Below are 23,072 nucleotides of genomic sequence, written 5' to 3' on the forward strand. Positions count from 1 at the left end.
GTGGTTAAAAGTATCATAAACTGTTGGCAAGAGGGATGAAAGGCAATGATGCTGGAAAAAAATATTTTTTTTCACAGTTTCAGATAATGAAACTGGCAGCGCTTATCATTGCATCAAAATATGCCAAGTTGAGTTACAATTATTTGTGTTTAGACTACAAATCAACAGATGAGATGAGATGCGGGAGTTGGGATTTTTCCCCTCTCATCACTGTTGATGTATAAACCAAATAAAGATGCTTTTGGCACAGGGAAAAATAAAAAATAATTAAAAACCAAGTAGTTAATCTATGAAAAAGCATGTTGTTTTACTGCTAATGATGGCTAGTGCCATTGTTTGGGGTCAGGAATTACCATCTGTTACACCACCTTCACCTACTGCCTTTGAGTTAGGGAAATATGGAGAGGTACCTGTGGGAATGTTTACGGGTACTGCAAATGTAAGTGTACCTTTTTATACCTATAAGACTAAGAACTTATCGGTTCCGATTGCATTAAGTTATAATTCTAATGGTTTACGAGTTGACCAGATGACCAGTTGGGTTGGATTAGGTTGGAGTTTAAATGCCGGAGGGGTGATTACCAGAACTGTAAAAGATGAGGATGATGATGGTGCTGGTGCAGGTCTTTTACGTAATGCTCCCGATCAAGAAATCCAGGAGATGGTTTTGGCCGGAGGTAGTATGATCAATCCTACGGTACTAGATTTTTATGTTAACGGAGCAGGGCAAGGAGTAGATACCGAGTATGATATTTATAATTTTAATGTAATGGGGGCTTCTGGGCGTTTTATTCTGGATAGAGAGAATCGCATTCATATCTTATCAGACAATCCTTTACTTAAAATCACAACTTCGGGCTATCAGTTCAATAGAACTTTTACGATTACCACTCAGGATGGAATACAATATGAATTTACAGCTATAGAGAGTAGCGATGTATTAGTTCCACCCACGGCTTCTTTTGATCCACCAAGAACCGTTACTTCATGGTATATGACTAAGATTGTTCATCCGCTTGGGGATGAGATTACTTTTACGTATACAAGTAACAATTACCAGTTCGTACAAGGAGAAGGGGAGTCCTATTCTAAACTGGTGGATTGGGAAGAGTGTCCTAACCAGCCTTGTCCGCAAGGTGGGATTAGTACCTCAGAGACTAGGGTGTCTATTTATGGGTTACGATTAACCGGGATTAGCAGTAACCGTCCTGCTGCAGGTACAGTAGGTTTTACAGCTAGCAGTAAACATCAGGATATTCCTATAGCTTTATTAGATCAGGTACAAGTAAAAGATAAAAATGATGTACTTGTAGAGAATTTTGATTTGCAGTATACTATTACGGGTAATACACGTGCTTTTTTAGACCGTGTAATCATGAAAGATACACAGCAATCTTACGAGTTTGCGTATACCGATAAGGAAGCGTTTCCTAGTCGTTTGTCTAAAGCTCAGGATTATTGGGGGTATTACAATGGGAAGACAACTAATACACATCGAGTGCCGAGAACAGACAATCCAGTCTTCAATAATTTTGGGGCGGATAGAACTCCTTCACCTATTCATACTCAAAAAGGATTACTACAAAGAGTTACCTATCCTACCAAAGGGTATAATGAATTTGTATATGAGGCGAATATAATTCGCGAAAATCAGTCAGCCGTACAGGATACGCAATTGGATGTGCATACAGGAAGTTCATTTCCAAATAGCATCACTTTTACATTACCAGATAACTATTTTCAAAATACAGTATACCCTACAAGGATTGTTGCATCGATGGACTTAGATGGATTTGCATGTTCTAGTTGCACAGGTACAGGATCGATTAGTATTTATGATAATACTGATAATCGGATTGCATACAGTGGTGCAATAAGTAGAGATCTATCTATTAATGATAGGGCTATACTTATGCAGAATCATAATTATACCATGAGTATCACTACTACAGGGAATTTAAATTTTATTGCAAATCTTAATTACGCTACATCGGACTCGCAAATGACTGATGCGACCAAAGGAGGAGTTCGAATAAAAGAAGTACATACCAAAGATGCAAATGGAAATGAGACCAACAGCAAATACTATCATTACGAAAGATTAGACACTCCAGGAATTTCTTCGGGGATAAAAGGACTTCCGATATCATTTGAAGGGGGATATGAAACCAGAACCGTTTGTGATCCTACAGAAGGATCTACCGCACCAGCTGGAGCTAATACACATTGCGTCTACGCTACCTTGTCTTCAAGCACGGCCAATACCTTATTTGATCAACGAGGTGCTGCTATATATTATCCTTTTGTATGTGTAAGTACTGGAGATGCTACGGGTAAATACGGTATGGAAGAGCATGAGTTTATTGTAAACAGGAGCACTACCAATCAGTTAATCTGGGGTCGAGGAGAGTTTACTCCCATTCAATTTAACAATGCTGATGCTGTAAATAATGGGTTTACCAAAAAGGTAACAATGTACACCAAAAAAGGGAATGACTTTATCAAAGCCCAGGAAACCATTAATACTTATGAAAAAGACCTGAGCTATACCAATACCGTAAATAGCTATATCATTCGAAAGGATTTTAATCCTGCGTTTGCCGGACAAATCGATTATGTGTGTGATGCACAAGATGTGAACAGAACCTATAGCTATTCTTATTGTGATGCCAATCATACCCATCAATGGCATATTGATAATGGATATAGTTGTATTGCACCAGGGAATAACAATATTACCGTACAACGACAACATCCTTGTTACGGATTATCTGTAGGGGCAAAAGTGCAGCATGAGGTGTACTATGATTTTGAAGTGCCTACATATTTATCCGTGATTCGAGATCAATATAATTCAGAGCGATATTATATGGATAAGGTGGAGAATAAGGTGTATGATAGTGATGGTAATAATCCACTGGTAACGACTACCAAGTACTACTATGATAATACTTTTCATCGTTTGCCTACCCGTACAGAAGTTACAGATTCTAAAGGCAAGCAAATGATCACAAAAACATATTATCCAGATGATGTAACAAGTGTGTCAAGCCTTCCTGGAGGTGATCTAAGTCAAACTCAGTATGATGGAATAAACAGTTTGAAACGAGTAAATCAGAACCGATCAGCAACTCCTGTACAGGTAGAACAATATGAAAAGGAAAATGGAACTGAAGTTTTGTTATCTACCCAACGTACATTGTTTAAAGACTGGGGGAGTAATACCATATTACCAGAGGAGGTATTGGCTTCAAAAGGAAGTCAAGTACTAGAACCTAGAGTAAAGTATACTGAATATGATGGTTTCGGTAACCCAACCGAGGTAGCCAAAACTGATGGCACGCCTATGGCCTATATCTGGGGATACAATCATCAATATCCTGTGGCTAAGATTGAAAATATGACTTATAGCGGAGTGTCGGCTTATGTGGGTGCTATTCAAGACAAATCAAATTTGGATATTGACCACAAAATGGGTGGAGAAGGCAGTGAAGGGGCGTTGCGTACAGAGCTGAATAAGTTACGTACCGAGTTGCCAACCGATGCCATGGTCACCACCTATACCTATGATCCCATGGTTGGGGTAACGAGTATGACAGATCCAAGAGGGTATACGGTCTACTATGAGTATGACGAGTTTAACCGTCTACAATATGTACGAGATGCCGATGGCAATTTGATTTCAGAGAACAAATACCACTATAAAAACTAATCCTAAAAAGTAAGAAGACATGCAAAGCAAGATATTTTTGATTGTATTCCTATTTTTTATGGGATACAGTGTAGAAGCACAATTAACCGATGGTCCTATTGATGGGGGCGGGGGTACCACCAAATATTATTACGATGGAGATAGAGATGGATATGGTAATCCAAACTCTTCTTATGTCACTACTCCTACGACCAACTATGTAGCTAATAACACAGATTGTAATGATGGTAATGCGGCGATCAATCCTACTACAAGGTGGTATTATGATGGCGATGGTGATGGTAGAGGGCGTACCAGTCCTATGAAGATCCAGTGTGCTAAGCCTACCAATTACGTATTGTATAATGACGATCGGGATGATAACAATATCCACATCACTCATATCGCTCCTCGTTACTTTTATAGAGATGGGGATAACGACACCTTTGGTAATCCCAACAACAGGGTATACCGTAGTGTTCGTCCCGGGGGTTATGTGACTAACAATCTGGATTGTAATGATGGTAATGCATCTATTAATCCCAACAAGGTTTGGTATCGCGATTGGGATAAAGATGGTCGAGGTAATGCTACTGTTACCACAAAGAGCTGTACGCAACCATCAGGTTATGTAAGTAACAATGATGATATCAATGATGGGGATAAATGGATCACCAACATCCCACCACGTTATTTTTATAGAGATGTAGATAAGGACACTTATGGATCTCCTGCAGTAGCAGATCGTTTGTATCGTAGTGTTCGTCCAAGTGGTTATGTAACCAATAACCTGGATTGTAGAGATGATGTAAAAGCGATCAATCCTACCACCAAATGGTATAAAGATGGAGATGGAGACCAGAGAGGAAACGCATCGATTAGTGTTACCCAGTGTGATCAACCATTGGGATATGTACTAACCAGCGATGATATTGATGATGGTGATGAGTTTATCACTCATATTCCACCGAAGCACTTTTACAGAGATGCAGATAATGATACCTATGGTAATCCTGTGTTTCACTATTATCGTAGTGCACCCCCAGTAGATCAGTATACCTATGTGACCAATGATGATGATTATAACGATAGTGATGAGTATATCACCAATATCGCTCCTAAGAACTTTTACAGAGATGTAGACACCGATACTTATGGAGACCCTAATGTGAGATACTACCGCAGTGCTGCTCCAACAGATAGTTATACGTATGTACTTAATGGTAATGACTATGATGATAGCACAGAGTTTATCACCAACATTGCACCGAAGCATTTTTATAGAGATGTAGATACCGACACCTTTGGAGATCCAAACGCTCATTTTTATTACAGTACTGCTCCCAGTGATGGCTATACTTATGTGCTTAATGGAGATGATTGTAATGACACTAACCCTAATATCCACCCCAATACAGTTTGGTATAGAGATGGGGACAATGATGGTTTTGGTGATCCTGGTGATTCGCAAACTGGATGTGTTCCACCTACGGGGTATGTCACTGATAATACAGATCAGTGTCCTGGAGTATATGGAGAGGAGATGGGATGTACAGGTATCCCACACAGTCTTAGCTTATCAGATACGGAAAGTTATGTATTTACCCGTACTTACCAAACCCCAATGAGTTCACCTAGTGAGATACAGGTGAATAAGGATGTGATAGAGACAGTAACGTATTTTGACGGACTGGGAAGACCTAAACAACAAACGGCCATCAAAGGATCTCCTACTCAAAAAGACATTATTACTCATATGGAGTATGATGAGGTGGGTAGACAAGCCAAGCAGTATTTACCTTTTGCCAAGGCAAACCAAGGTAGTTATACTGCGGTAAATATCACGAATGATATCAACCAGTATTACTTAGACACTTATGCAGCAGACTTTGCAGGGATCACTAACCCAGCACAAGTAAATGCCTATAGTGAGACAATCTTTGAGGATTCTCCATTAAACAGAGCACTAGAACAAGGCGCTCCAGGGAAAGACTGGAAGGTAGACCCTAATAGTGATACTGATCATACGATCAAGTTTGATTGGAGACACAACATAGCGAATGAAGTAGTACGTTTTGATGTGGACTTTACCAATAATGATACTGAAGCTCCGGTATTATCACAAAATGGATACTATGCAGCCAATGAGTTGTATGTAAGTATCGCCAAGGATGAGAATTGGACCACTGCCGATGGAGATAACCATACCACTAGAGAATATAAAGACAAACAGGGGAGAGTAGTATTAAAACGCACCTTTGCTTCAACAAGCTCAGCTAGTGCAGAAGCACATGACACTTATTATGTCTATGATGATTTTGGGAATCTAAGTTTTGTACTACCCCCAAAAGTGACCATTGCCGATGGTGTTTCTAACACCGAGCTTGCCGAACTCTGCTACCAATACAAATACGATTACAGAAACCGATTGATTGAAAAGAAGATCCCTGGCAAAGGATTGGAGTATATCATCTACAACAAACTGGATCAACCAGTCATGACTCAGGATGCGAATCTAAGAAGTAAGAACCAATGGTTGTTTACCAAATACGACAGACATGGTCGTGTTGCTTATACGGGATTAATAGGCAATAGTAGTGGTCGTATCCCTATGCAAGAATCTGCAGATAATACGGTAGTGTATACCCAGCATGAAAGCAAACAAAGCAGTGCACAGACGATAGCGGGTACAGCATTACATTACAGTAACAATGCCATCCCACAGGGGATTGCAGAGATCTATACCATTAACTATTATGATGATTATAGTTTTGATTTGGCAGGGATTACTGCACCAACCACGGTATACGGTCAAACAGTGACTACCAATACCCGATCATTGGCTACAGGAAGCAAAGTACGCGTATTAGGAACTGATGATTGGATTACTACAGTAACCTGGTATGATCAGAAAGGAAGACCGATTTATGTAGTCAGTAAAAATGACTACTTAGGCACTACCGATATTGTAGAGACGAAGTTAGACTTTACAGGTCGCGTATTGGAAAGTAAAACGACCCATACCAAAGATATCAATGCAGCGATTGTAACTATAGACACTTTTACCTATGATCATACAGGGAGATTGCTTACCCAAACCCAAAAGATCAATGATCAGGATGTAGAGTTGATTGTAAACAACACCTATGATGAATTAGGACAACTGGTCAGCAAGAAAGTGGGCGGTACTTCGACTACGCTCAGCACCCAAGGAACCCTGAGCGGAGCCGAAGGGTTACAGCAAGTAGATTACACTTACAACATCAGAGGATGGTTAAAAACGATCAATGATCCTAACAATTTAGGGGGTGATCTATTTGCCTTTGGGATCAATTACAATACCACTACAGAGAACTTGTATGCAAGTAAGTTATACAATGGAAACATTAGTGAGACGATTTGGAGAACGGCCAATGATAATACCAAAAGAGCCTATGGATATCGTTATGATGCGTTAAACCGTTTTATAGCAGCTACCGATAATGATAACAAATATGTAGTGTCTAGTATTACCTACGATAAGATGGGGAATATAGAATCTTTAGCTAGAAACGGTTGGCAGAACAGTGCAAGTTATGGCAATATGGATGTATTGGTCTATGACTATGATAGCGGTAACAAACTCCAAAAAGTAACAGATACTGGAAACAAGGACTATGGCTTTAAAGATGGTACTAACACCAACGATGATTTTGAGTATGATGCTAATGGCAACATGATCATAGACCGCAACAAAGGGATCTCGGCGATTACCTATAATCACTTAAACTTACCAGAAACTGTTTCGATCAGTAATAGTGAGGGTACAGGAACAATTGCTTATATTTACGACGCCACTGGAGCGAAACAAAAAAAGATCGTAACAGAGGGAAGTTCTATAACAACGGAGTATGCCGGTAATTATGTATACAAAAATGGCAATTTAGAGTTCTTTAATCATGCAGAAGGATATATAGAAAAAGAAGCTGATGGGTATAAGTATGTATATCAGTTTAAGGATCATCTGGATAATATCAGGTTATCTTATAAAGATGCTAACAAAGATGGTAGTATTACCCAGGATGAGATTGTACAGGAGAAGAATTATTATCCTTTTGGACTGACGCATAAAGGGTATAACGAAGTACTTAGAGGTAGAAATCATGCATTTGGATTTACCAACAAAGAAGAGCAGGATGAGATCGGCTTAGGTTGGATTGATATTACAGCACGTAATTATGATCCTGCATTAGGAAGATGGATGAATTTGGATCCCCTGGCAGAGCAAATGCGTAGACACTCTCCCTATAATTATGGGTTCGATAATCCTATTTATTTCTTGGACCCTGATGGAATGAAACCCGTAGGTACAAACTGTGATTTTTGTAAAGGAGTAATGCGGGTTGCCAAGGCAGTTAAAAAGACCATTGTCGAATCTACCGCTAGAGATATTAAGAAAATCAAAGAATTCTTTTCTGGGGGAGATGATTTTGAAGGAGGAGGATTTAGCTTTGTAGATGATGATGGTAAAAAATCTGGGGACCATAGCTTTGTGAGGAAGGGAGATGTGAATACTGAAGAAGTCAATATGGAAGGATTTAACAGTGGTGGAATTTTTGGTAAAAAGCTTAAAGCAAATAAACTAACTACTAAAGGTAGAGGTCCAGTTGTTGCTACAAGAACAACAAATGCAGCTAGTCATATGAAGAAAGGTATGGGGAAAGGAAAAAAGATTAAAAAGAAAATGGAAACATATGACAAGATTATGAAAGGGGCAAATAAAATGATGGATGCTTTTAATGAAGAACCTGATACAACTTTAACAATTACAACAAGTAAGATAACAGAAATAGTGCCTAATACGTCAGGGGGTAATGTTATATACTCTCAAGAATCTACCCGGGATACAACTGTTAACAAATCCCAAACTAATAATGTAAATAATTTTGTAAATCAACAAAATGCTAAAACAAGTAAAGAAATTGATGATATTTTATCCAAAAACCAATAGAGTAAAAACTACGATTTGTATATCGTTATTAATAATGATATTAAGTTGTCAAAATGAATCACATTTTATTAATAAACATTATTACAGTTCTGGAGAATTATTAAGTGAAATAAGTTTTCGGAAGGAAGATTCCTTAAAAGACGGTATGTTCTATGAATACTATAAAAATGGAAATTTAAAAAGTAAAGCTAAATATATTCTTGGAGAAAAAACTGATACTCTATTTTCCTATTTTGATAGTGGAGAATTGAGACTTATTGAGATTTTCAATAAAGATTTAATACATACTATTCATTATTACAAGAATGGGAAAAAGTCTCTTGAAGGAAATTTTGTAAATCGAGAAAAACCGATTGAAACAGGGTGGTTTAAGCTTTACAGAAAAGATGGGAATGTAAAAGATAGTTTAGAATATGTTAATGTCAATGGGCAAGGTTATCTAAACCAACGTTATCATTTTGACAAAAATAAAAAGATTGTACCTGACAGTAGTCGATATTATTCCTTCCAATTAGATCAAATTAAAGATTCAACTTATCGCTACACAATTAGTTATGAACCTATGATTAATGATGCAAAAGTTTATTTAATTGTAGACTCAGATGTCAATGAAGATTTTAGTAATCTCAAAGATTTGGATATGGATACTATTTTTATGAAAAACAATGTTTTAAAAGCTAATATCATAATAAACGCTCCCTACAAAACACAAAAAGGACTTTTTTATGAATATAAAGCTGTTGTTAAAGATACTGTGAGTAAGGATAGTGTTCGTATGACTATAAAAGAAAAGCATACATATTTTAATGTTGTCACGTATCCTGAGAAAACCTGATAGTGCGGATTTGTAATCCGTGCATCTAAGAAATAAAAAAGCCAGTTACAGTTATGTTAACTGGCTTTTTTATTGACAAAGTTTTAAAATATGAAACTAGAACAGTTTATTATTGTAACAAGTGCTTTTATCTTTGTACTAAGAACTTGCACGGGTTTTGTTAATCAAGCATAATCATCGTTAATAGAACAACAAAAACAAGTTGACCAAGCATTAAAAGGCAATTAATTATGAATTACAATACAGGAAAAACAATTGTATTATTATTTTTGATCTTAACTTCATGTAATACAGAAAAAGTACAATCACTTGAAAAACAAGTCGATTTATTGAAGATAAAAAGTGATTCGCTTCAAAACATCTTAAATGAGGTGAGTAAAAAGTATGTTTTTGATAGTATATCCATTGTTAACCAACCTAGTGATGAAAACACTTATAAATTGAATAGTGATTACAAAATGAATATTACTATTTCAGCTTTTAACAAAAGTGATTTTTTCGTTAAATATGACACAATCATTAATGATAAAATGATTAATGCGGACACTATTCCATATTTTAAAGGAACTTATCAGTATGTGAATAAATTAGACAAAGACGGTAAAAGAATCAAGATTAAAATGCAGACCGGAGATAAGAAATACGGTCAATATAAACAGGGTGTTTTACATGATAAGATTAGAATAAAAAATTGATATTAACTTTTTTATTATATGCTTTGAAAAAAACAAACAGCCACAATCTAGTGGCTGTTTTTGGTTGACGATATGCGATCTTAAGATCAATATGTTTAGGTGGGCTTATGTTTCTTTTTAGAGGCAACTCCCGGTTACTTACTTTATGTTTCATTAGCCACGAACCGTTTTTTATTTCTTATGGTATAAAAGTAGGCCTTCTATCCCCCAAAAAAGGTTGGTTTGTGCTCAAACCCGATTTGCTGTAGACGAAAGGTAGGATTGCTGTCGATCAAGCAAAAAGGGGCTATTTTTGCATTCGATTAGTGGTAGCCAAAAAAAGCAGAGGCTTCTATTTTAAAAGGTGTAGAGTTTAACTATATTTGCGGCAAATTAAACCAAAGTACATGATGTCAATATCTGATTTATTTGATAGTGGGTTCCAGAAACGAAATCAGGACCATTTTGCAGCCATCGTTAGAGTAGCCATGAGTGACGGTGTAATCACCGATGAAGAGAGAGCCTTCTTAGATCGATTAGCTCGCAACCTCAATATTTCTGAAAACGATTATAAAGAGATTCTTAAAAACTATCAGTTGCACCCAATCAACCCACCGGCAGATTATAACAGTAGGTTGGAGCGCTTGTTTGATCTGGCAAGAATGGTATATGCAGATCATATCAAAGGAGACGATCAGGTAGAATTGCTAGAAAAACTATGTATCGGTTTAGGATTCCGTACCGAAAATGCAAAGTATGTGGTAGACAAAGCGCTTACCTTGGTAGATCAGGGAGTAGACGGTGATGACTTTGTAGAGCAGATCAAAAACATGAATAGATAATAACCATCTATACGATATACAACCACACCAACCAAAATAAAAAAGGCGGCCTAATCGGCTGCCTTTTTTGCTATCTGTTTGGTGATTTTATAAATCAGATCTTCTTGCTCAAAGGGTTTTGCGATAAAATCATCCATCCCCGATCGTATACATTTGTCACGGGCATTTTCATCAGCCCTGCCCGAAAACCCAATTATCGGAATCTGCGAGATAAACTTATCCCCATAATTATTACGGATCATATGCGTGGTCTGGAAACCATCAAGTTTAGAGGTCGACAGATCCATCAGGATCAAATCATAGGCGCGGCGCTCTAGATAACTAATCGCCTCTTCGCCATTAATCGCAATATCCACAAAAAAGGTCCCTTGGGTGATCAGTACCTTCATAATCAGGTATTGAGTAATTTCCTCATCTTCTACCACCAGAATTCTAAACTTCTTTTTGGTATCCGGGAGTGTGTATTTTTTCTTTTTGCGCTCCGGAGCGGTCTTTTTGGTCACTTCAAACTTAAACGGAAGCTTTACAATAAAAGTAGTTCCCTGATCTGGGGTACTTTCTACTTTGATTTCTCCGTTTTGCAGATCCACCAGGTTTTTTACGATCGCTAGTCCCAATCCTGTACCCGAGATCTGCTTGTCCTGATCAAAACGCGTAAAACGCTCAAACAGATGGGGAATGTTTTCTTCCAAAATACCAAAACCAGTGTCTTCGATCTTAAAAGTAAGACTCAGCTTATTGGTGCGCTGGTAGTTTTTGGATACGGTAAACGATACTTTCCCCTCTTCGGTAAACTTAAAAGCGTTGTTTAATAAATTATTCAGGATTTGATATACACGGGTGCGATCCCCGATCAGGTATTCCTGTATACTGTCTTCGATATCGCTTTCAAAAGCAATTCCTTTTTCTTCGGCTACTTTATTATAGGTTTCTTCAAACCCACGAACCAATTCTGCAAACGAGAATCGTTCCTGTACGATCTTTAAGGTTCCCGATTCGATTTTCGAAATATCGATCATGTCATCGATCAAGGCATTCAAATGCTTACTCTCTCGTTTAATGATACGGGCCAATTCTTCCTGTTCAAAAGAAAGCTTGGTCTTTTCCAGCACCTCTACAAAACCCAGAATGCTGGTAAGCGGTGTGCGTATCTCGTGATTGATATTCGCAATAAAACTGTTTTTAAAAGCTTCTTTCTCTAGCAGGTACTGGTTGTTCAATTCGAGCTGCCGGCTGCGTAGTATGGATTCGTTTTTTTGTTGTGCAATTTGATTGACCTCTCTGTATTTTGTAGTATAATCAAAGAGGATCACGGTGATGATATCGGGATTGATCTGTATCGATACATCGCAAATCAAATCATCTTTGCCATTTTCGATATGGATACAAGGAAACTGAAGCGCTTCGGTTCCTGGGGTTTCCATAAAGCTGCGTAGCATTTCAAAAAAGGGATGCGCATCAAAAATAGAAGTTCCTTTTTTCCAGTCAAAAAGGGTAGCATCGGTATTCTCGATTATCCCCTGATACGAGACAGAGGTTACCTGAACCTGTTGATGATACTGTAATGGGAGGGTATCGTTTTTCATCGGTGTTACTGGGTAATGGCTACAGCAAGTTCTGAAAAGAAATCCTGTACGTTTTTATTGGTTTTGGCACTGGTTAAACAATCAAAAGGGATGTTTTCTTCTTTTAGGTGGGCGACAGCGTCTTTTTCTTTTACCAGATCCAGTTTATTACCAATCACCTTAGTGATGACCTTGGCGTAGTTTTTTGTCAAATATTCCAGATCCTGATTCAAGTGTTTATAGGTTTCCTCTCGGGTAATATCAAATACATAGATAAAGGCATGTGAACCTAGTAGGTAGGATTTACGAGTATCTTCAACGCTGTCAGAATGCCCTTCGGTATCCCACATGATCATCGATAGTTCTCTGCCGTCGGGTAGAGCAACCACTTTCTTTTTGATTTGTACGCCGAGCGTTACTTTATATTCTTCTGAAAATTCGTTGTCGACAAAACGGCGAAATAATGACGTTTTACCAACACCGAAGTGTCCTAAAAGCACAACTTTTTTAGACAATGTCATCTGCAAAATATTTTTTAAGTTTTTTAGTGAAAAGGGCGCTGTTTTCCAAATCTCTATTCGATATATGTCGTTGAGCAAACTCTAGCAATTGATCTTCTAGTACTTCCTTAAACATCATCGAATAAGCACCCGAGATTACAGCTGCAATGTAATAAGAATAAAAATTCTGGATATGTATGGTGTATAACTCGTATTCGATCAGCTCCAGGTTTTGATCTCCGCCTTCAAAAGCATCTTCTACAAAGCTCTTGATGGCGGTTAACATTCCGGCTACCATTTCTTTATCGATGGTCCCTTCAGACATGGGGCTGTAATCGGCAATCAAGATACCCGAATGTTTTTCTACCACAAACATCTGGATCAATCGGGGTTTGGCATAGTCAGATAGTACAAGATCTCCTTCACTCACCCCTTGAGCACGTGCTTTGGTCCGTCGAAACCAGTTTTTGAAAGAAAAGGCCTTTTTGGTTTGTCGGCTGATGTTCTCGCTTAGCAATCGCATCTCGTGAGCGATATACTTTTTGATCATTTTACCAATGATTGGGAACAAGGCCTCAACCACCGCATCTTGCGAGTTTTTGATTTCTTCTTTTAGGGTTTGGGTAATCGTTGGCCCTAGGGTTTTCGGGATTTCTTCTACAAATTCTTCGAGCTTGTCATCGATAATAGGATCTACTTTATACGATAGTTCCTGCTTTTGATGTACAATCTTGTTCAGTTCTTCAACTTTTTGAGCAATAGAATCCGCAAACTCCTTTTCCTCGGTAAGGAGAAGTTCCTTAAGAAGTTTTAGTTTATCCTGCTCTTCCATAATCTTGGACAGATGGGATTACTTTTGTTGGATATTTTCTCCCAGCGTGATGAGTAGATCTCCCAATGTTTTTTTATCTACTTTTTGAGCGTCTAGCGTCTCGGCTTTGTCTGCCAACTTATCTTCAAGCTCGGTAAGACGAATATTGATATCAGTGCTTAGATTATCTATCGCTTGATTCAATTCGTTACGCGTGTCATCTATAAAATCCTCAAGCTCTTTCTTTTTGGAAAGAATGTCTTTTTTGACTAATTCAAATTCAGAATTATAGGCGGCAATGTTATCCCCAAAAATAAGATTCTTTATCGCTTCTATTTTTGAAGAAGGATCATTTACAACTTCTTCTTTTTCTTGTACAGCTTTATTGTTTTTGGCCATTGTTGAGCTGATTTATTAGTTTATAATTCACCTATCCGTAAATTTAACATAAAAACCTTAAAAACAAGGAGTCTATGGCGTAAATGTTAAAATACGGTTTTTTACGTTTTCTTTTTTGGCAAAAAGAACGAGTGATACGTTAAATGCCTTTTGGGCTGAAGGTTTATTAGGGATGGCGCAAATATACAATTATTATTGATTCCCCGGTAGCCGGCAAAATGTAAGGGGTTATACAACTATTTTTGCATAAAAGACTCTACTTTTTCTACCATATTTTTACTACCACAAACAAAAGGGGTACGTTGGTGTAGTTCGGTAGGTTTGATGTCTAATATTCTTCGGAAACCATCGCTGGCTTTACCTCCGGCTTGCTCCGCAATAAAAGCCATAGGATTGCATTCGTACAACAAACGTAGTTTTCCATTTGGCGATTTGGCGGTATTGGGGTATAAATACACGCCACCTTTGATCATATTACGATGAATATCACTTACCAACGATCCAATATATCGAGAGGTATATGGGCGATCGTCTTTTTCTTCCTGGCAATACTTGATATAATCCTTGATACCTTGTGGGAAATGTACATAGTTCCCCTCGTTTACCGAGTAGATATTTCCATCCTCAGGAAATTGCATATTGGGGTGTGATAGGTAATATGTTCCCAGGGCAGGGTTCAATGTAAAACCATTTACACCATTACCCGTAGTATACACCAACATTGTAGAAGTACCATAAATGATATATCCAGCAGCAACCTGAAGGTTACCGGGTTGTAAAAAGTCTTCGATAGTTACCGGAGTACCCGATGGGGTAACACGACGATAAATCGAAAAGATCGTTCCCACCGATACGTTAACATCGATATTAGAACTACCATCCAAAGGATCCATAAGCACCACATAGTTGTTGCGGTGGTCATTTTTTTGCCCTTTGATGGTGATGAACTCATCGTTTTCTTCAGAAGCGATTCCACAAACGATCTCACGATTCGTTAATGTATTGATAAAGGTTTCGTTGGCCAAAACATCCAGTTTTTGCTGATCTTCACCTTGTACATTGGTCTCACCTACTGCACCAGTAATGTCTACCAAACCTGCTTTGTTTACCTCGTGATTTACCATTTTTGCAGCCAATCGAATCGAGTTGATCAAACGAGACAACTCACCACTGGCGTACGGAAAGTCCTTTTGGTTTTCAATAATAAATTCTCCTAAGGTTTGGTTCTTGCGTGTCATTTAAGGTGCGTTTTTATGCTGCAAAAGTATTATTTTTTAGGCAACTATATCGTTTTCGTCAATTTAAATTCTCAAACTTTGCTGCGAATTGTAAAAATTAAACTTGCAGGCGTATAACATTAGAAAATTGTCTGGTTTCTCTAACATATTTTATAGTTTTGATAAACTTTTTTTCTATGAGCTATACGATAAGAGAGGCTACTGCCCAGGATATGCCACAGGTACTGGATTTGATCCAGGAGTTGGCGGATTTTGAAAAAGAACCCGAAGCGGTCGAAGTTACTGTCGAAGACCTTACTAGAGAAGGTTTTGGAGCGCATCCTTTGTTTCATTGCTTTGTTGCAGAAACTGCAGATCAAGGAATTGTTGGGATTGCATTGGTGTATTTTCGTTTCTCTACCTGGAAAGGTCGTACCGTGCATCTTGAAGATCTGATCGTAAGGGAATCTATGCGAGGCACAGGTATTGGGATGGCGTTATACACTCAGGTGATGCAATATGCAAAAGAACAGGGAGTACGACGTGTAGAATGGAATGTACTCGATTGGAATACTCCGGCTGTCAAGTTTTACGAAAGAAGTGGTGCCCGCATCCTCGAAGGATGGCAGGTAGTGCAAATGGATGAGCAAGGACTGCACGCCTTTGTAAACAAAAACTAAAAGGTGCATGAGGGTTTTTAAGTTTGGGGGTGCATCGGTAAAGGATGCCGATGGTGTAAAAAATGTCACTACGGTGCTTAAGCAAACAGGGCATGAGCAATTGGTAGTGGTAGTATCTGCTATGGGAAAAACAACCAATGCCCTGGAGCAGATTGTGGCATCCTATCTGCAACAAGAACCCGAACTAAAAACACAAATGATTGACTTGCACCGCTATCACTTTGATATTGTCGATGCGCTTTTTGAGCATAAACAACATCCAATCTATCAAAAAACACAGGCACTGTTTACCGATTTACAAACCACCCTGGATCGTAACAAATCCAAACAATACGATTACATCTATGATCAGGTGGTTAGTTATGGAGAGTTGATCTCTACAACAATCATTAGCGAATACCTGGCCGATCAGGGATTTGACAACCAATGGATAGATGCTCGGGAGCTTATCAAAACCGATACTACCTATCGAGATGCTACGGTAGATTGGAAACGCACACAGCAAACCATTCGAGATAAAGTGAATCGAAATACCTTGAGTGTTACCCAAGGATTTATCGCATCAGACGCTAATAATTTTACCACCACACTTGGGCGAGAAGGGAGTGATTATACCGCTGGGATTTTTGCGTATTGTCTTGGAGCGGATAGTGTAAGCATCTGGAAAGATGTTCCTGGAGTATTAAACGGAGATCCTAGAGTGTTTCAAAACACCAAGTTACTACGCCAAGTATCCTATAGCGAAGCTATAGAACTCGCGTTTTATGGGGCATCTGTAATACATCCCAAAACGATCCAGCCTTTGCAACGCAAAGAAATTCCTTTGTATGTAAAATCGTTTTTAAACCCAAAGGCCGATGGCACCTCTGTAAAAAAGGGCCAACCTTTGGATCCTTATATCCCTTGCTATATTGTTAAGAAAAATCAGATCTTGGTATCCCTTTCTTCACTGGATTTTTCATTTATTGTAGAAGACAATATTAGCGAGATTTTTAAGTTATTTCATCAGTATCATATCAAAGTAGATTTGATTCAAAATTCGGCGATTAGTTTCTCGGTATGCCTGGACGACAAATTCCATCATTTTGAGAAAGTGCTTTCTACCCTAAAAGCAAAATTTAAAGTTACCTACAATACTGGTGTTGCTTTGTATACCATTCGTCATTTTACAGATCAAGCGATTACGTCTTTAGAGAAGAATAAAGACATTTTGTTAAAGCAAATTACTAGAGAAACCTATCAAATGGTAGCCAAAGAGTAGGGCTATCAATTCATGGATTTTGCTATATTTGCGGTTATCACAAATTATAATGAATGCCTATAGTCACAGCAAAAGAGGTAGCCACGGGTCTTAAACTAGATAAACTGGGTTTTATAGGAACCTTTATCGGTTGGGTGGTATTAAAAGTTACCCGTGTATCTGCCGTTAATAGGCACTATGATAGTGTCAAGCATCTCGAAGGATTAGAATTTCTTACCGGGGTACTCGACATGTATGGTGTAAAATATGAGATTCCCGAAGAAGACTTGCGTAGATTGCCCAAGGACGGATCTTTTATTACCTTATCCAACCATCCGCTGGGAGGCCTGGATGGTATTTTATTGTTGAAATTAATGATAGAGCATCGGGCAGATTATAAGATTATTGCCAACTTTTTGCTACACAATTTCAAACCGTTGAAACCTTTTGTGATGCCGGTTAACCCTTTTGAAGATAGAAAAGAGGCAAAATCGAGTCATACCGGGATCAAAGAAGCGATAATGCATATCCGAGAAGGTAGGCCGCTAGGGATATTTCCTGCAGGTGAGGTATCTACCAAAAAGGAAGGGAAGAATTATGTGGATAAAGTCTGGGAGCCTAGTGCAATGCGTTTGGTGCAAAAAGCAAAAGTTCCGGTAATTCCGATTTATTTTCATGCACGCAACAGCAGGTTGTTTTATCGTCTGGCATCCATAAGTGGATCACTTAGAACCGCCAAATTGCCTAGTGAGTTGTTCTCACAAGATGGGAAGACTATAAAAGTACGGATCGGTAATCCAATTTCGGTAAAAGATCAGGAAGAGCATACAGATCTAGAGGATTTTACGAATTTCTTACGTAAAAAGACCTATATGCTAGCCAATCCTTATGAGAAAAAGACATTACGCGAATCCATACCAAACTTAAAAATACCGAAATCTCCCAAAGAGATTGCAGGAGAAGGAAATTCGCAAGTTATTGAAGCCGAACTCGAGTTTTGTAGAGAAAATGATAAGCGGTTATTACTCAGTAAGAACTACGAGGTCTTTTTGGCACAGAAAAAAGACATACCCAATATTGTAAACGAGATTGGTCGATTGCGAGAGATCACCTTTAGAGAAATAGGAGAGGGAACGAACAATTCGATCGATCTGGATAAGTTTGATGACTATTACCATCATATGTTTTTATGGGATAATGGCGCCAAAAGACTAGCAGGAGCCTATCGTATGGGGATGGGAGCCAAGATCTATGCAAATTTTGGGATTGATGGTTTCTATCTACAGGATTTATTTCGATTCGAACCCGAATTGCATAAAATGATGAGCCAATCTATCGAAATGGGTAGAGCGTTTATCATCAAAGAGTATCAGCAACGTCCTATGCCCTTGTTTTTACTCTGGAAAGGAATTGTGCATTGCACCCTTCGTTTTCCAGAACATAAATACCTCATTGGTGGGGTGAGTATCAGTAATAAGTTCAGTAACTTTTCGAAGTCGTTGATGATCGAGTTTATGAAATCCCACTACTATGACCCTTATGTGGCACAGTATGTAAGACCTAAAAAAGAGTTTAAGGTAAAACTGAAGGATGCCGACAAGGATTTTGTATTCGATGAGAGTAAAAGTGACCTTAATAAGTTTGATAAAATCATAGATGAGGTCGAACCGGGAAGTCTTCGAATTCCGGTATTGATCAAGAAGTACATCAAGCAAAATGCAAAAGTAGTCTCCTTTAATGTGGATCCGCTGTTTAACAACGCTGTAGATGGTTTGATGTATATACGAATTGCAGACCTTCCTGATAGTACCGTAAAACCGGTGATGGAAGAATTCCAGGCAGAACTAGAACAGAAGTATTTTAAGAACGGTGATCGATAAGATAAAAATACAAGAAGTGGAGAAGTACATAGGTATGGTACTTTTGATTTTTCCACTACTTGTGTTTGGCCAAGCTGAAGCGCTAAAAGGTGTAGTTTTGGATAAAGCAACCAAAGCTCCATTAGAAGGAGTTGTGATTTATATTGACGGTACTACCACCGGAACGGTAACCAATGCTTCAGGAGCGTTTACTTTGGATCTAGAAAATCAACCCAGAGATGCTCAGGTTACTATTGCTTATCTAGGGTATGCATCTATATATTTGAAGACATCATCAATCTTACCAGATGAAGTCCTTTCAGTTCAAATGGAAAAAAAACTGGAAGAACTGGACCCAGTGTTCTTGCAAAATGATGATTGGAGTCGCGAAAAGAAACTCAACTATTTTAGAGCTTATTTTATTGGAGATAAAAAGGATCAAAAGACTTGTAAGATTCTTAACGAGGATGCTATTCGGTTGTACTATAATTATGGGGAACAAACGCTTTATGCTAGCGCAAATGTTCCTATCAATATCAAAAATGATCAATTAGGATACAATATTGTCTATAATCTGGTCAGTTTTGAAATCAAGTTCAACCGAGGAGAAAATGTAAAAGGATTCTATGTGGCGGGGACCAGTTATTTTAGGGCTTTTGATGAAGAGAGTAAAGCACTGAATAAAAGACGTCAGAATGCTTATAAAGGATCACGATTACATTTCATGAGATCCCTGGCAACAGGTACACTTGATCAAAATAAGTTTGATGTGTATCACAAAGGCTTAAAAACACAAGTTGACCGAGTTTTTAAGGTTGAAAAAGAACCGGGATTTGTCAAAGTGTATCCACTTCACAAGCGTACTACGGTGTTGTTTAAAAATAAGCATAGAACGGATCTTATTTTTAATGTAAATGATCACTTTTTGATTGATGGTCTGGGGAATTTTTCTGATACCGAGAAGATCCTTTTTAATGGAGAAATGACCCATCAAAAGGTGGCACGATTACTACCCTTGGATTATGGGTTATAAGCTGTGACTTGACGGTTGATAGTTGTTTTAAGTATTTTATCGATTTCCCAGTGTTTTTTTGAGGTTTTCCTTAATGTCTTTACCTGCTAATATGCTTAAATTAGTGTTCTAAACACACTAGTATGGTGCTACAATACGTATATTTTGGTATTGCCTTAGTAGGAATTCTGATCTTTCTTTTTGTAATGAAAAAGTTGTTCGCCTGGTTAAAAACCAAAGTGAATCGATTAGAGTACAATATCTTTTTTGGTAGTGCCAAGTTTTCTCAGTTTTTTAGATTCATCACACCTAGACGCGAGCGACACATCCTTACTTTTTTATTACGATTAGTGCGGATATCGATGACCATTACCTTCTTGGTGTTTTATTTGCCATTCTTGTTTAGTTTAATGCCGCAAACCAAAGAATATGCAGATATTGTATTAGGATACATCAAAAAGCCATTATTCTTCTTGTATGATGGGTTGGTTAGCTTTATTCCTAACCTGTTTTTTATCCTGGTGATCTTTTTTGTCACTAAGTACCTATTGAGATTTCTAAAATATGTGACTACGGAGCTGGAAAGAGAGGCTGTACGCTTGGACGGATTTCATGCCGATTGGGCGAGGCCTACTTTTAATCTTTTGCGTGTATTTATCATCGCGTTTGCATTGATTATTGTGTTTCCGTATATCCCGGGATCTGATTCTCCGGCATTCAAAGGGTTGTCTATATTTTTTGGGGTACTGTTTTCTTTGGGTTCCACATCGGCCATCTCGAATATCGTAGCAGGAGTGGTGATTACTTATATGCGTCCTTTTAAGGTGGGAGATCGCGTAGAGATTGGGAATACGATTGGAGATGTTACCGAAAGAAGTCTGTTGGTTACCCGTATCCGAACCATCAAAAACCTGGATGTAACTATTCCAAACTCTTCCATATTGGGGAATCATATCATCAACTTTACTAAAAATGCAGCCGAAGACGTTGGAATTATCTTGCATACTTCGGTGACTATTGGATACGATGTGCCTAGTAATGACGTTATAAAAGCACTGATCGCTGGGGCCAAGAAGACCGAAATGATACTGGAAACCCCTACACCTTTCGTTTTTGTAAAAAACCTGGATGATTTCTATGTCAATTACGAAATCAACGTATATACCAAAAACCCAGAAAAATCGGCATTGATTTATTCGATGCTACACGAAAATATTAAGAATGAACTACATACTACTGGGATAGAGATTTTATCACCACATTACCACGCAGTAAGAGATGGGAATGTACTTACCGTTCCGCCAGAAAACATACCAGAAGGCTATGTACAACCTGGATTTAAATTCGAAAATAGAAGATAATTTTAAACATAAAACTAATACTAAAAATCGCACAAATGTTACTATCGATCTTACAAGTAGACGCAGAAGAAGGAATTGAAAAAGCACAAGAATGGATAAATTATGGTATCGATTTGGCCAAAGAGTTTGGACCAAAAATCATTACCGCTATTGTAATTTATATTATTGGTTCTTGGGTAATCAAGCGTATCACCAAAGCACTTACCAAGATTTTCTCCAAAAGTAAGTATGACGAATCTTTACAGAAATTTTTATTGAACCTGGTTTCGTGGGCACTTAAAATATTCTTGATTATTGTAGTGATATCAAGACTGGGTGTTGATGTTACTACTTTTGCTGCCGTAATTGCTGCTGCTGGTTTGGCTATTGGTCTGGCCTTACAAGGTTCTCTTGCCAATTTTGCCGGAGGAGTATTGATTATGATTTTCAAACCGTATAAGATTGGGGATGTTATCGAAGCACAAGGAGTTTTGGGAGTGGTTAAGGAGATAGAAATCTTTACAACCAAGCTAACGACACCTCAAAATAAACTAGCGATTGTTCCTAATGGTACTATGGCGAATGGAAACATTATTAACTTTACTGCAGAAGGATTAATGCGTGTGGATCTTACCGTTGGAGTAGGGTACGATGAGGATATCAAGCAGGCCAAAGAGGTGTTACTTAAAGTATTGACCGATAATCCAAAAGTATTGAAAGAACCGGCACCATCGGTAAATGTGGTAGCGCTAGGGGAGAGCTCTGTGGATTTTGCGGTACGACCATTTAGTAAGCCTGAAGATTATTGGGATGTATATTTTGCAACCTTAGAGAATAGTAAATTAGCACTAGATGCTGCAGGTATCGAAATTCCTTACCCACACTCTGTCGAAATACAAAAGAAAGGATAATCTCCTTATTTGGAACATAAAAAAGGTCTCCATTGGGAGACCTTTTTGTTTTGTATAGTATACCACTAAGAGATTGTAGTGGTAACATGTTTTTCTACAAAATCCCTGCAATATTCCTTGATCTGATTTCGGGTTTTGGTAAACGCTGCATGAATCTCTTCTTCGGTACCTTCCACTTTTGAAGGGTCAAAGAAGTTGTAATGTAAACGTTCTGCTTTACCCGGAAAGAAAGGACATCTTTCTTTGGCATTGTCACAAACCGTAAGGATGTAATCAAATTCGATATCCAAATACTCATCCAGATTGTTGGAGGTATGATTAGAGATATCAATACTGTCCTCCTTCATGATGGCAATGGCTCGAGGATTTACCCCGTGAGTCTCTACACCGGCACTGTATACAGTAGCTTGATCTTTGGCAAAATGTTTCAAATAGCCTTCTGCCATTTGACTTCTGCAGGAATTACCGGTACATAATACTAAGATATTCATTATGTTGGTGTTTAT

General features: G+C 38.2%; 17 protein-coding genes. 11 read left to right on the forward strand and 6 right to left on the reverse strand.

The genetic code is table 11. The annotated features are described in order from the left end of the window. Positions 1–289: 289 nt before the first annotated feature. The 5 genes from AC0L3Q_RS02675 (at position 290) to AC0L3Q_RS02695 (ending at position 11,032) form a co-directional block, all read left to right on the forward strand. Positions 290–3,712 carry an RHS repeat domain-containing protein gene (locus AC0L3Q_RS02675; RefSeq protein ID WP_473284885.1) on the forward strand — a complete coding sequence of 1,141 codons (3,423 nt, stop codon included), beginning with the start codon at positions 290–292 and terminating at the stop codon, positions 3,710–3,712. A gap of 19 nt (positions 3,713–3,731) precedes the next feature. Then, on the forward strand, positions 3,732–8,681 hold the full coding sequence (locus AC0L3Q_RS02680; RefSeq protein WP_473284887.1) for a DUF6443 domain-containing protein: 4,950 nt from the start codon (positions 3,732–3,734) through the stop codon (positions 8,679–8,681). Beyond that, positions 8,632–9,516 (forward strand): toxin-antitoxin system YwqK family antitoxin, encoded by an 885-nt coding sequence (locus AC0L3Q_RS02685; RefSeq protein ID WP_473284889.1) that lies wholly within the window; start codon positions 8,632–8,634, stop codon positions 9,514–9,516. Before AC0L3Q_RS02680 ends, AC0L3Q_RS02685 begins: the two co-directional genes overlap by 50 nt. Positions 9,517–9,746: 230 nt before the next feature. Beyond that, entirely contained in the window at positions 9,747–10,211 is a 465-nt protein-coding gene (locus AC0L3Q_RS02690; RefSeq protein ID WP_473284891.1) for a hypothetical protein, read from the forward strand. Positions 10,212–10,600: 389 nt separating this feature from the next. Further along, positions 10,601–11,032, forward strand: coding sequence for a tellurite resistance TerB family protein (locus AC0L3Q_RS02695; RefSeq protein ID WP_473287041.1), 432 nt, complete (start codon positions 10,601–10,603; stop codon positions 11,030–11,032). Positions 11,033–11,082: 50 nt separating this feature from the next. Here AC0L3Q_RS02695 and AC0L3Q_RS02700 read toward each other — a convergent pair whose 3' ends face one another. The 5 genes from AC0L3Q_RS02700 to fbp all read right to left on the reverse strand — a co-directional run bounded on the left by AC0L3Q_RS02700 (position 11,083) and on the right by fbp (position 15,545). Continuing rightward, a complete protein-coding gene (locus AC0L3Q_RS02700; protein WP_473284893.1) occupies positions 11,083–12,618 on the reverse strand; it encodes an ATP-binding response regulator in 1,536 nt (511 codons plus the stop codon). Positions 12,619–12,623: 5 nt separating this feature from the next. Then, positions 12,624–13,118 carry a Rab family GTPase gene (locus tag AC0L3Q_RS02705; protein WP_473284895.1) on the reverse strand — a complete coding sequence of 165 codons (495 nt, stop codon included), beginning with the start codon at positions 13,116–13,118 and terminating at the stop codon, positions 12,624–12,626. Further along, a complete protein-coding gene (locus AC0L3Q_RS02710; protein ID WP_473284897.1) occupies positions 13,105–13,929 on the reverse strand; it encodes a cell envelope biogenesis protein OmpA in 825 nt (274 codons plus the stop codon). The genes AC0L3Q_RS02705 and AC0L3Q_RS02710 overlap by 14 nt, the downstream gene beginning before the upstream one ends. A gap of 18 nt (positions 13,930–13,947) precedes the next feature. Beyond that, a complete protein-coding gene (locus AC0L3Q_RS02715) occupies positions 13,948–14,307 on the reverse strand; it encodes a fructose 1,6-bisphosphatase (protein ID WP_473284899.1) in 360 nt (119 codons plus the stop codon). A gap of 236 nt (positions 14,308–14,543) precedes the next feature. Continuing rightward, positions 14,544–15,545 (reverse strand): class 1 fructose-bisphosphatase, encoded by a 1,002-nt coding sequence (gene fbp, locus AC0L3Q_RS02720; protein WP_073321779.1) that lies wholly within the window; start codon positions 15,543–15,545, stop codon positions 14,544–14,546. A gap of 176 nt (positions 15,546–15,721) precedes the next feature. Here fbp and AC0L3Q_RS02725 point away from each other — a divergent pair, with 176 nt between their 5' ends. The 6 genes from AC0L3Q_RS02725 (at position 15,722) to AC0L3Q_RS02750 (ending at position 22,566) form a co-directional block, all read left to right on the forward strand. After that, complete coding sequence (locus tag AC0L3Q_RS02725; RefSeq protein ID WP_473284901.1) at positions 15,722–16,204, forward strand: GNAT family N-acetyltransferase; 483 nt, start codon at positions 15,722–15,724, stop codon at positions 16,202–16,204. A gap of 7 nt (positions 16,205–16,211) precedes the next feature. Further along, positions 16,212–17,465 (forward strand): aspartate kinase, encoded by a 1,254-nt coding sequence (locus tag AC0L3Q_RS02730; RefSeq protein ID WP_473284903.1) that lies wholly within the window; start codon positions 16,212–16,214, stop codon positions 17,463–17,465. A gap of 53 nt (positions 17,466–17,518) precedes the next feature. Continuing rightward, entirely contained in the window at positions 17,519–19,324 is a 1,806-nt protein-coding gene (locus AC0L3Q_RS02735) for a GNAT family N-acyltransferase (RefSeq protein WP_473284905.1), read from the forward strand. A gap of 16 nt (positions 19,325–19,340) precedes the next feature. Continuing rightward, complete coding sequence (locus AC0L3Q_RS02740) at positions 19,341–20,336, forward strand: carboxypeptidase-like regulatory domain-containing protein (RefSeq protein ID WP_473284907.1); 996 nt, start codon at positions 19,341–19,343, stop codon at positions 20,334–20,336. 122 nt (positions 20,337–20,458) lie between these two features. Then, positions 20,459–21,676 carry a mechanosensitive ion channel family protein gene (locus AC0L3Q_RS02745; RefSeq protein WP_473284909.1) on the forward strand — a complete coding sequence of 406 codons (1,218 nt, stop codon included), beginning with the start codon at positions 20,459–20,461 and terminating at the stop codon, positions 21,674–21,676. A 35-nt stretch (positions 21,677–21,711) separates the two neighbouring features. Then, entirely contained in the window at positions 21,712–22,566 is an 855-nt protein-coding gene (locus tag AC0L3Q_RS02750) for a mechanosensitive ion channel family protein (protein WP_473284911.1), read from the forward strand. Positions 22,567–22,631: 65 nt separating this feature from the next. Here AC0L3Q_RS02750 and AC0L3Q_RS02755 read toward each other — a convergent pair whose 3' ends face one another. After that, on the reverse strand, positions 22,632–23,057 hold the full coding sequence (locus tag AC0L3Q_RS02755; RefSeq protein ID WP_473284913.1) for an arsenate reductase ArsC: 426 nt from the start codon (positions 23,055–23,057) through the stop codon (positions 22,632–22,634). Between the last annotated feature and the right edge of the window lie 15 nt (positions 23,058–23,072).

This window comes from Aquimarina sp. KJ22-3 (genome assembly GCF_055808215.1).

What these genes read in the sequence shown, in the direction of transcription:
- AC0L3Q_RS02675 (WP_473284885.1), top strand. Translation starts at nt 290, where the DNA reads ATGAAAAAGCATGTTGTTTTACTGCTAATGATGGCTAGTGCCATTGTT.
- AC0L3Q_RS02680 (WP_473284887.1), top strand. Translation starts at nt 3,732, where the DNA reads ATGCAAAGCAAGATATTTTTGATTGTATTCCTATTTTTTATGGGATAC.
- AC0L3Q_RS02685 (WP_473284889.1), top strand. Translation starts at nt 8,632, where the DNA reads ATGCTAAAACAAGTAAAGAAATTGATGATATTTTATCCAAAAACCAAT.
- AC0L3Q_RS02690 (WP_473284891.1), top strand. Translation starts at nt 9,747, where the DNA reads ATGAATTACAATACAGGAAAAACAATTGTATTATTATTTTTGATCTTA.
- AC0L3Q_RS02695 (WP_473287041.1), top strand. Translation starts at nt 10,601, where the DNA reads ATGTCAATATCTGATTTATTTGATAGTGGGTTCCAGAAACGAAATCAG.
- AC0L3Q_RS02700 (WP_473284893.1), bottom strand. Translation starts at nt 12,618, where the DNA reads ATGAAAAACGATACCCTCCCATTACAGTATCATCAACAGGTTCAGGTA.
- AC0L3Q_RS02705 (WP_473284895.1), bottom strand. Translation starts at nt 13,118, where the DNA reads ATGACATTGTCTAAAAAAGTTGTGCTTTTAGGACACTTCGGTGTTGGT.
- AC0L3Q_RS02710 (WP_473284897.1), bottom strand. Translation starts at nt 13,929, where the DNA reads ATGGAAGAGCAGGATAAACTAAAACTTCTTAAGGAACTTCTCCTTACC.
- AC0L3Q_RS02715 (WP_473284899.1), bottom strand. Translation starts at nt 14,307, where the DNA reads ATGGCCAAAAACAATAAAGCTGTACAAGAAAAAGAAGAAGTTGTAAAT.
- fbp (WP_073321779.1), bottom strand. Translation starts at nt 15,545, where the DNA reads ATGACACGCAAGAACCAAACCTTAGGAGAATTTATTATTGAAAACCAA.
- AC0L3Q_RS02725 (WP_473284901.1), top strand. Translation starts at nt 15,722, where the DNA reads ATGAGCTATACGATAAGAGAGGCTACTGCCCAGGATATGCCACAGGTA.
- AC0L3Q_RS02730 (WP_473284903.1), top strand. Translation starts at nt 16,212, where the DNA reads ATGAGGGTTTTTAAGTTTGGGGGTGCATCGGTAAAGGATGCCGATGGT.
- AC0L3Q_RS02735 (WP_473284905.1), top strand. Translation starts at nt 17,519, where the DNA reads ATGCCTATAGTCACAGCAAAAGAGGTAGCCACGGGTCTTAAACTAGAT.
- AC0L3Q_RS02745 (WP_473284909.1), top strand. Translation starts at nt 20,459, where the DNA reads ATGGTGCTACAATACGTATATTTTGGTATTGCCTTAGTAGGAATTCTG.
- AC0L3Q_RS02750 (WP_473284911.1), top strand. Translation starts at nt 21,712, where the DNA reads ATGTTACTATCGATCTTACAAGTAGACGCAGAAGAAGGAATTGAAAAA.
- AC0L3Q_RS02755 (WP_473284913.1), bottom strand. Translation starts at nt 23,057, where the DNA reads ATGAATATCTTAGTATTATGTACCGGTAATTCCTGCAGAAGTCAAATG.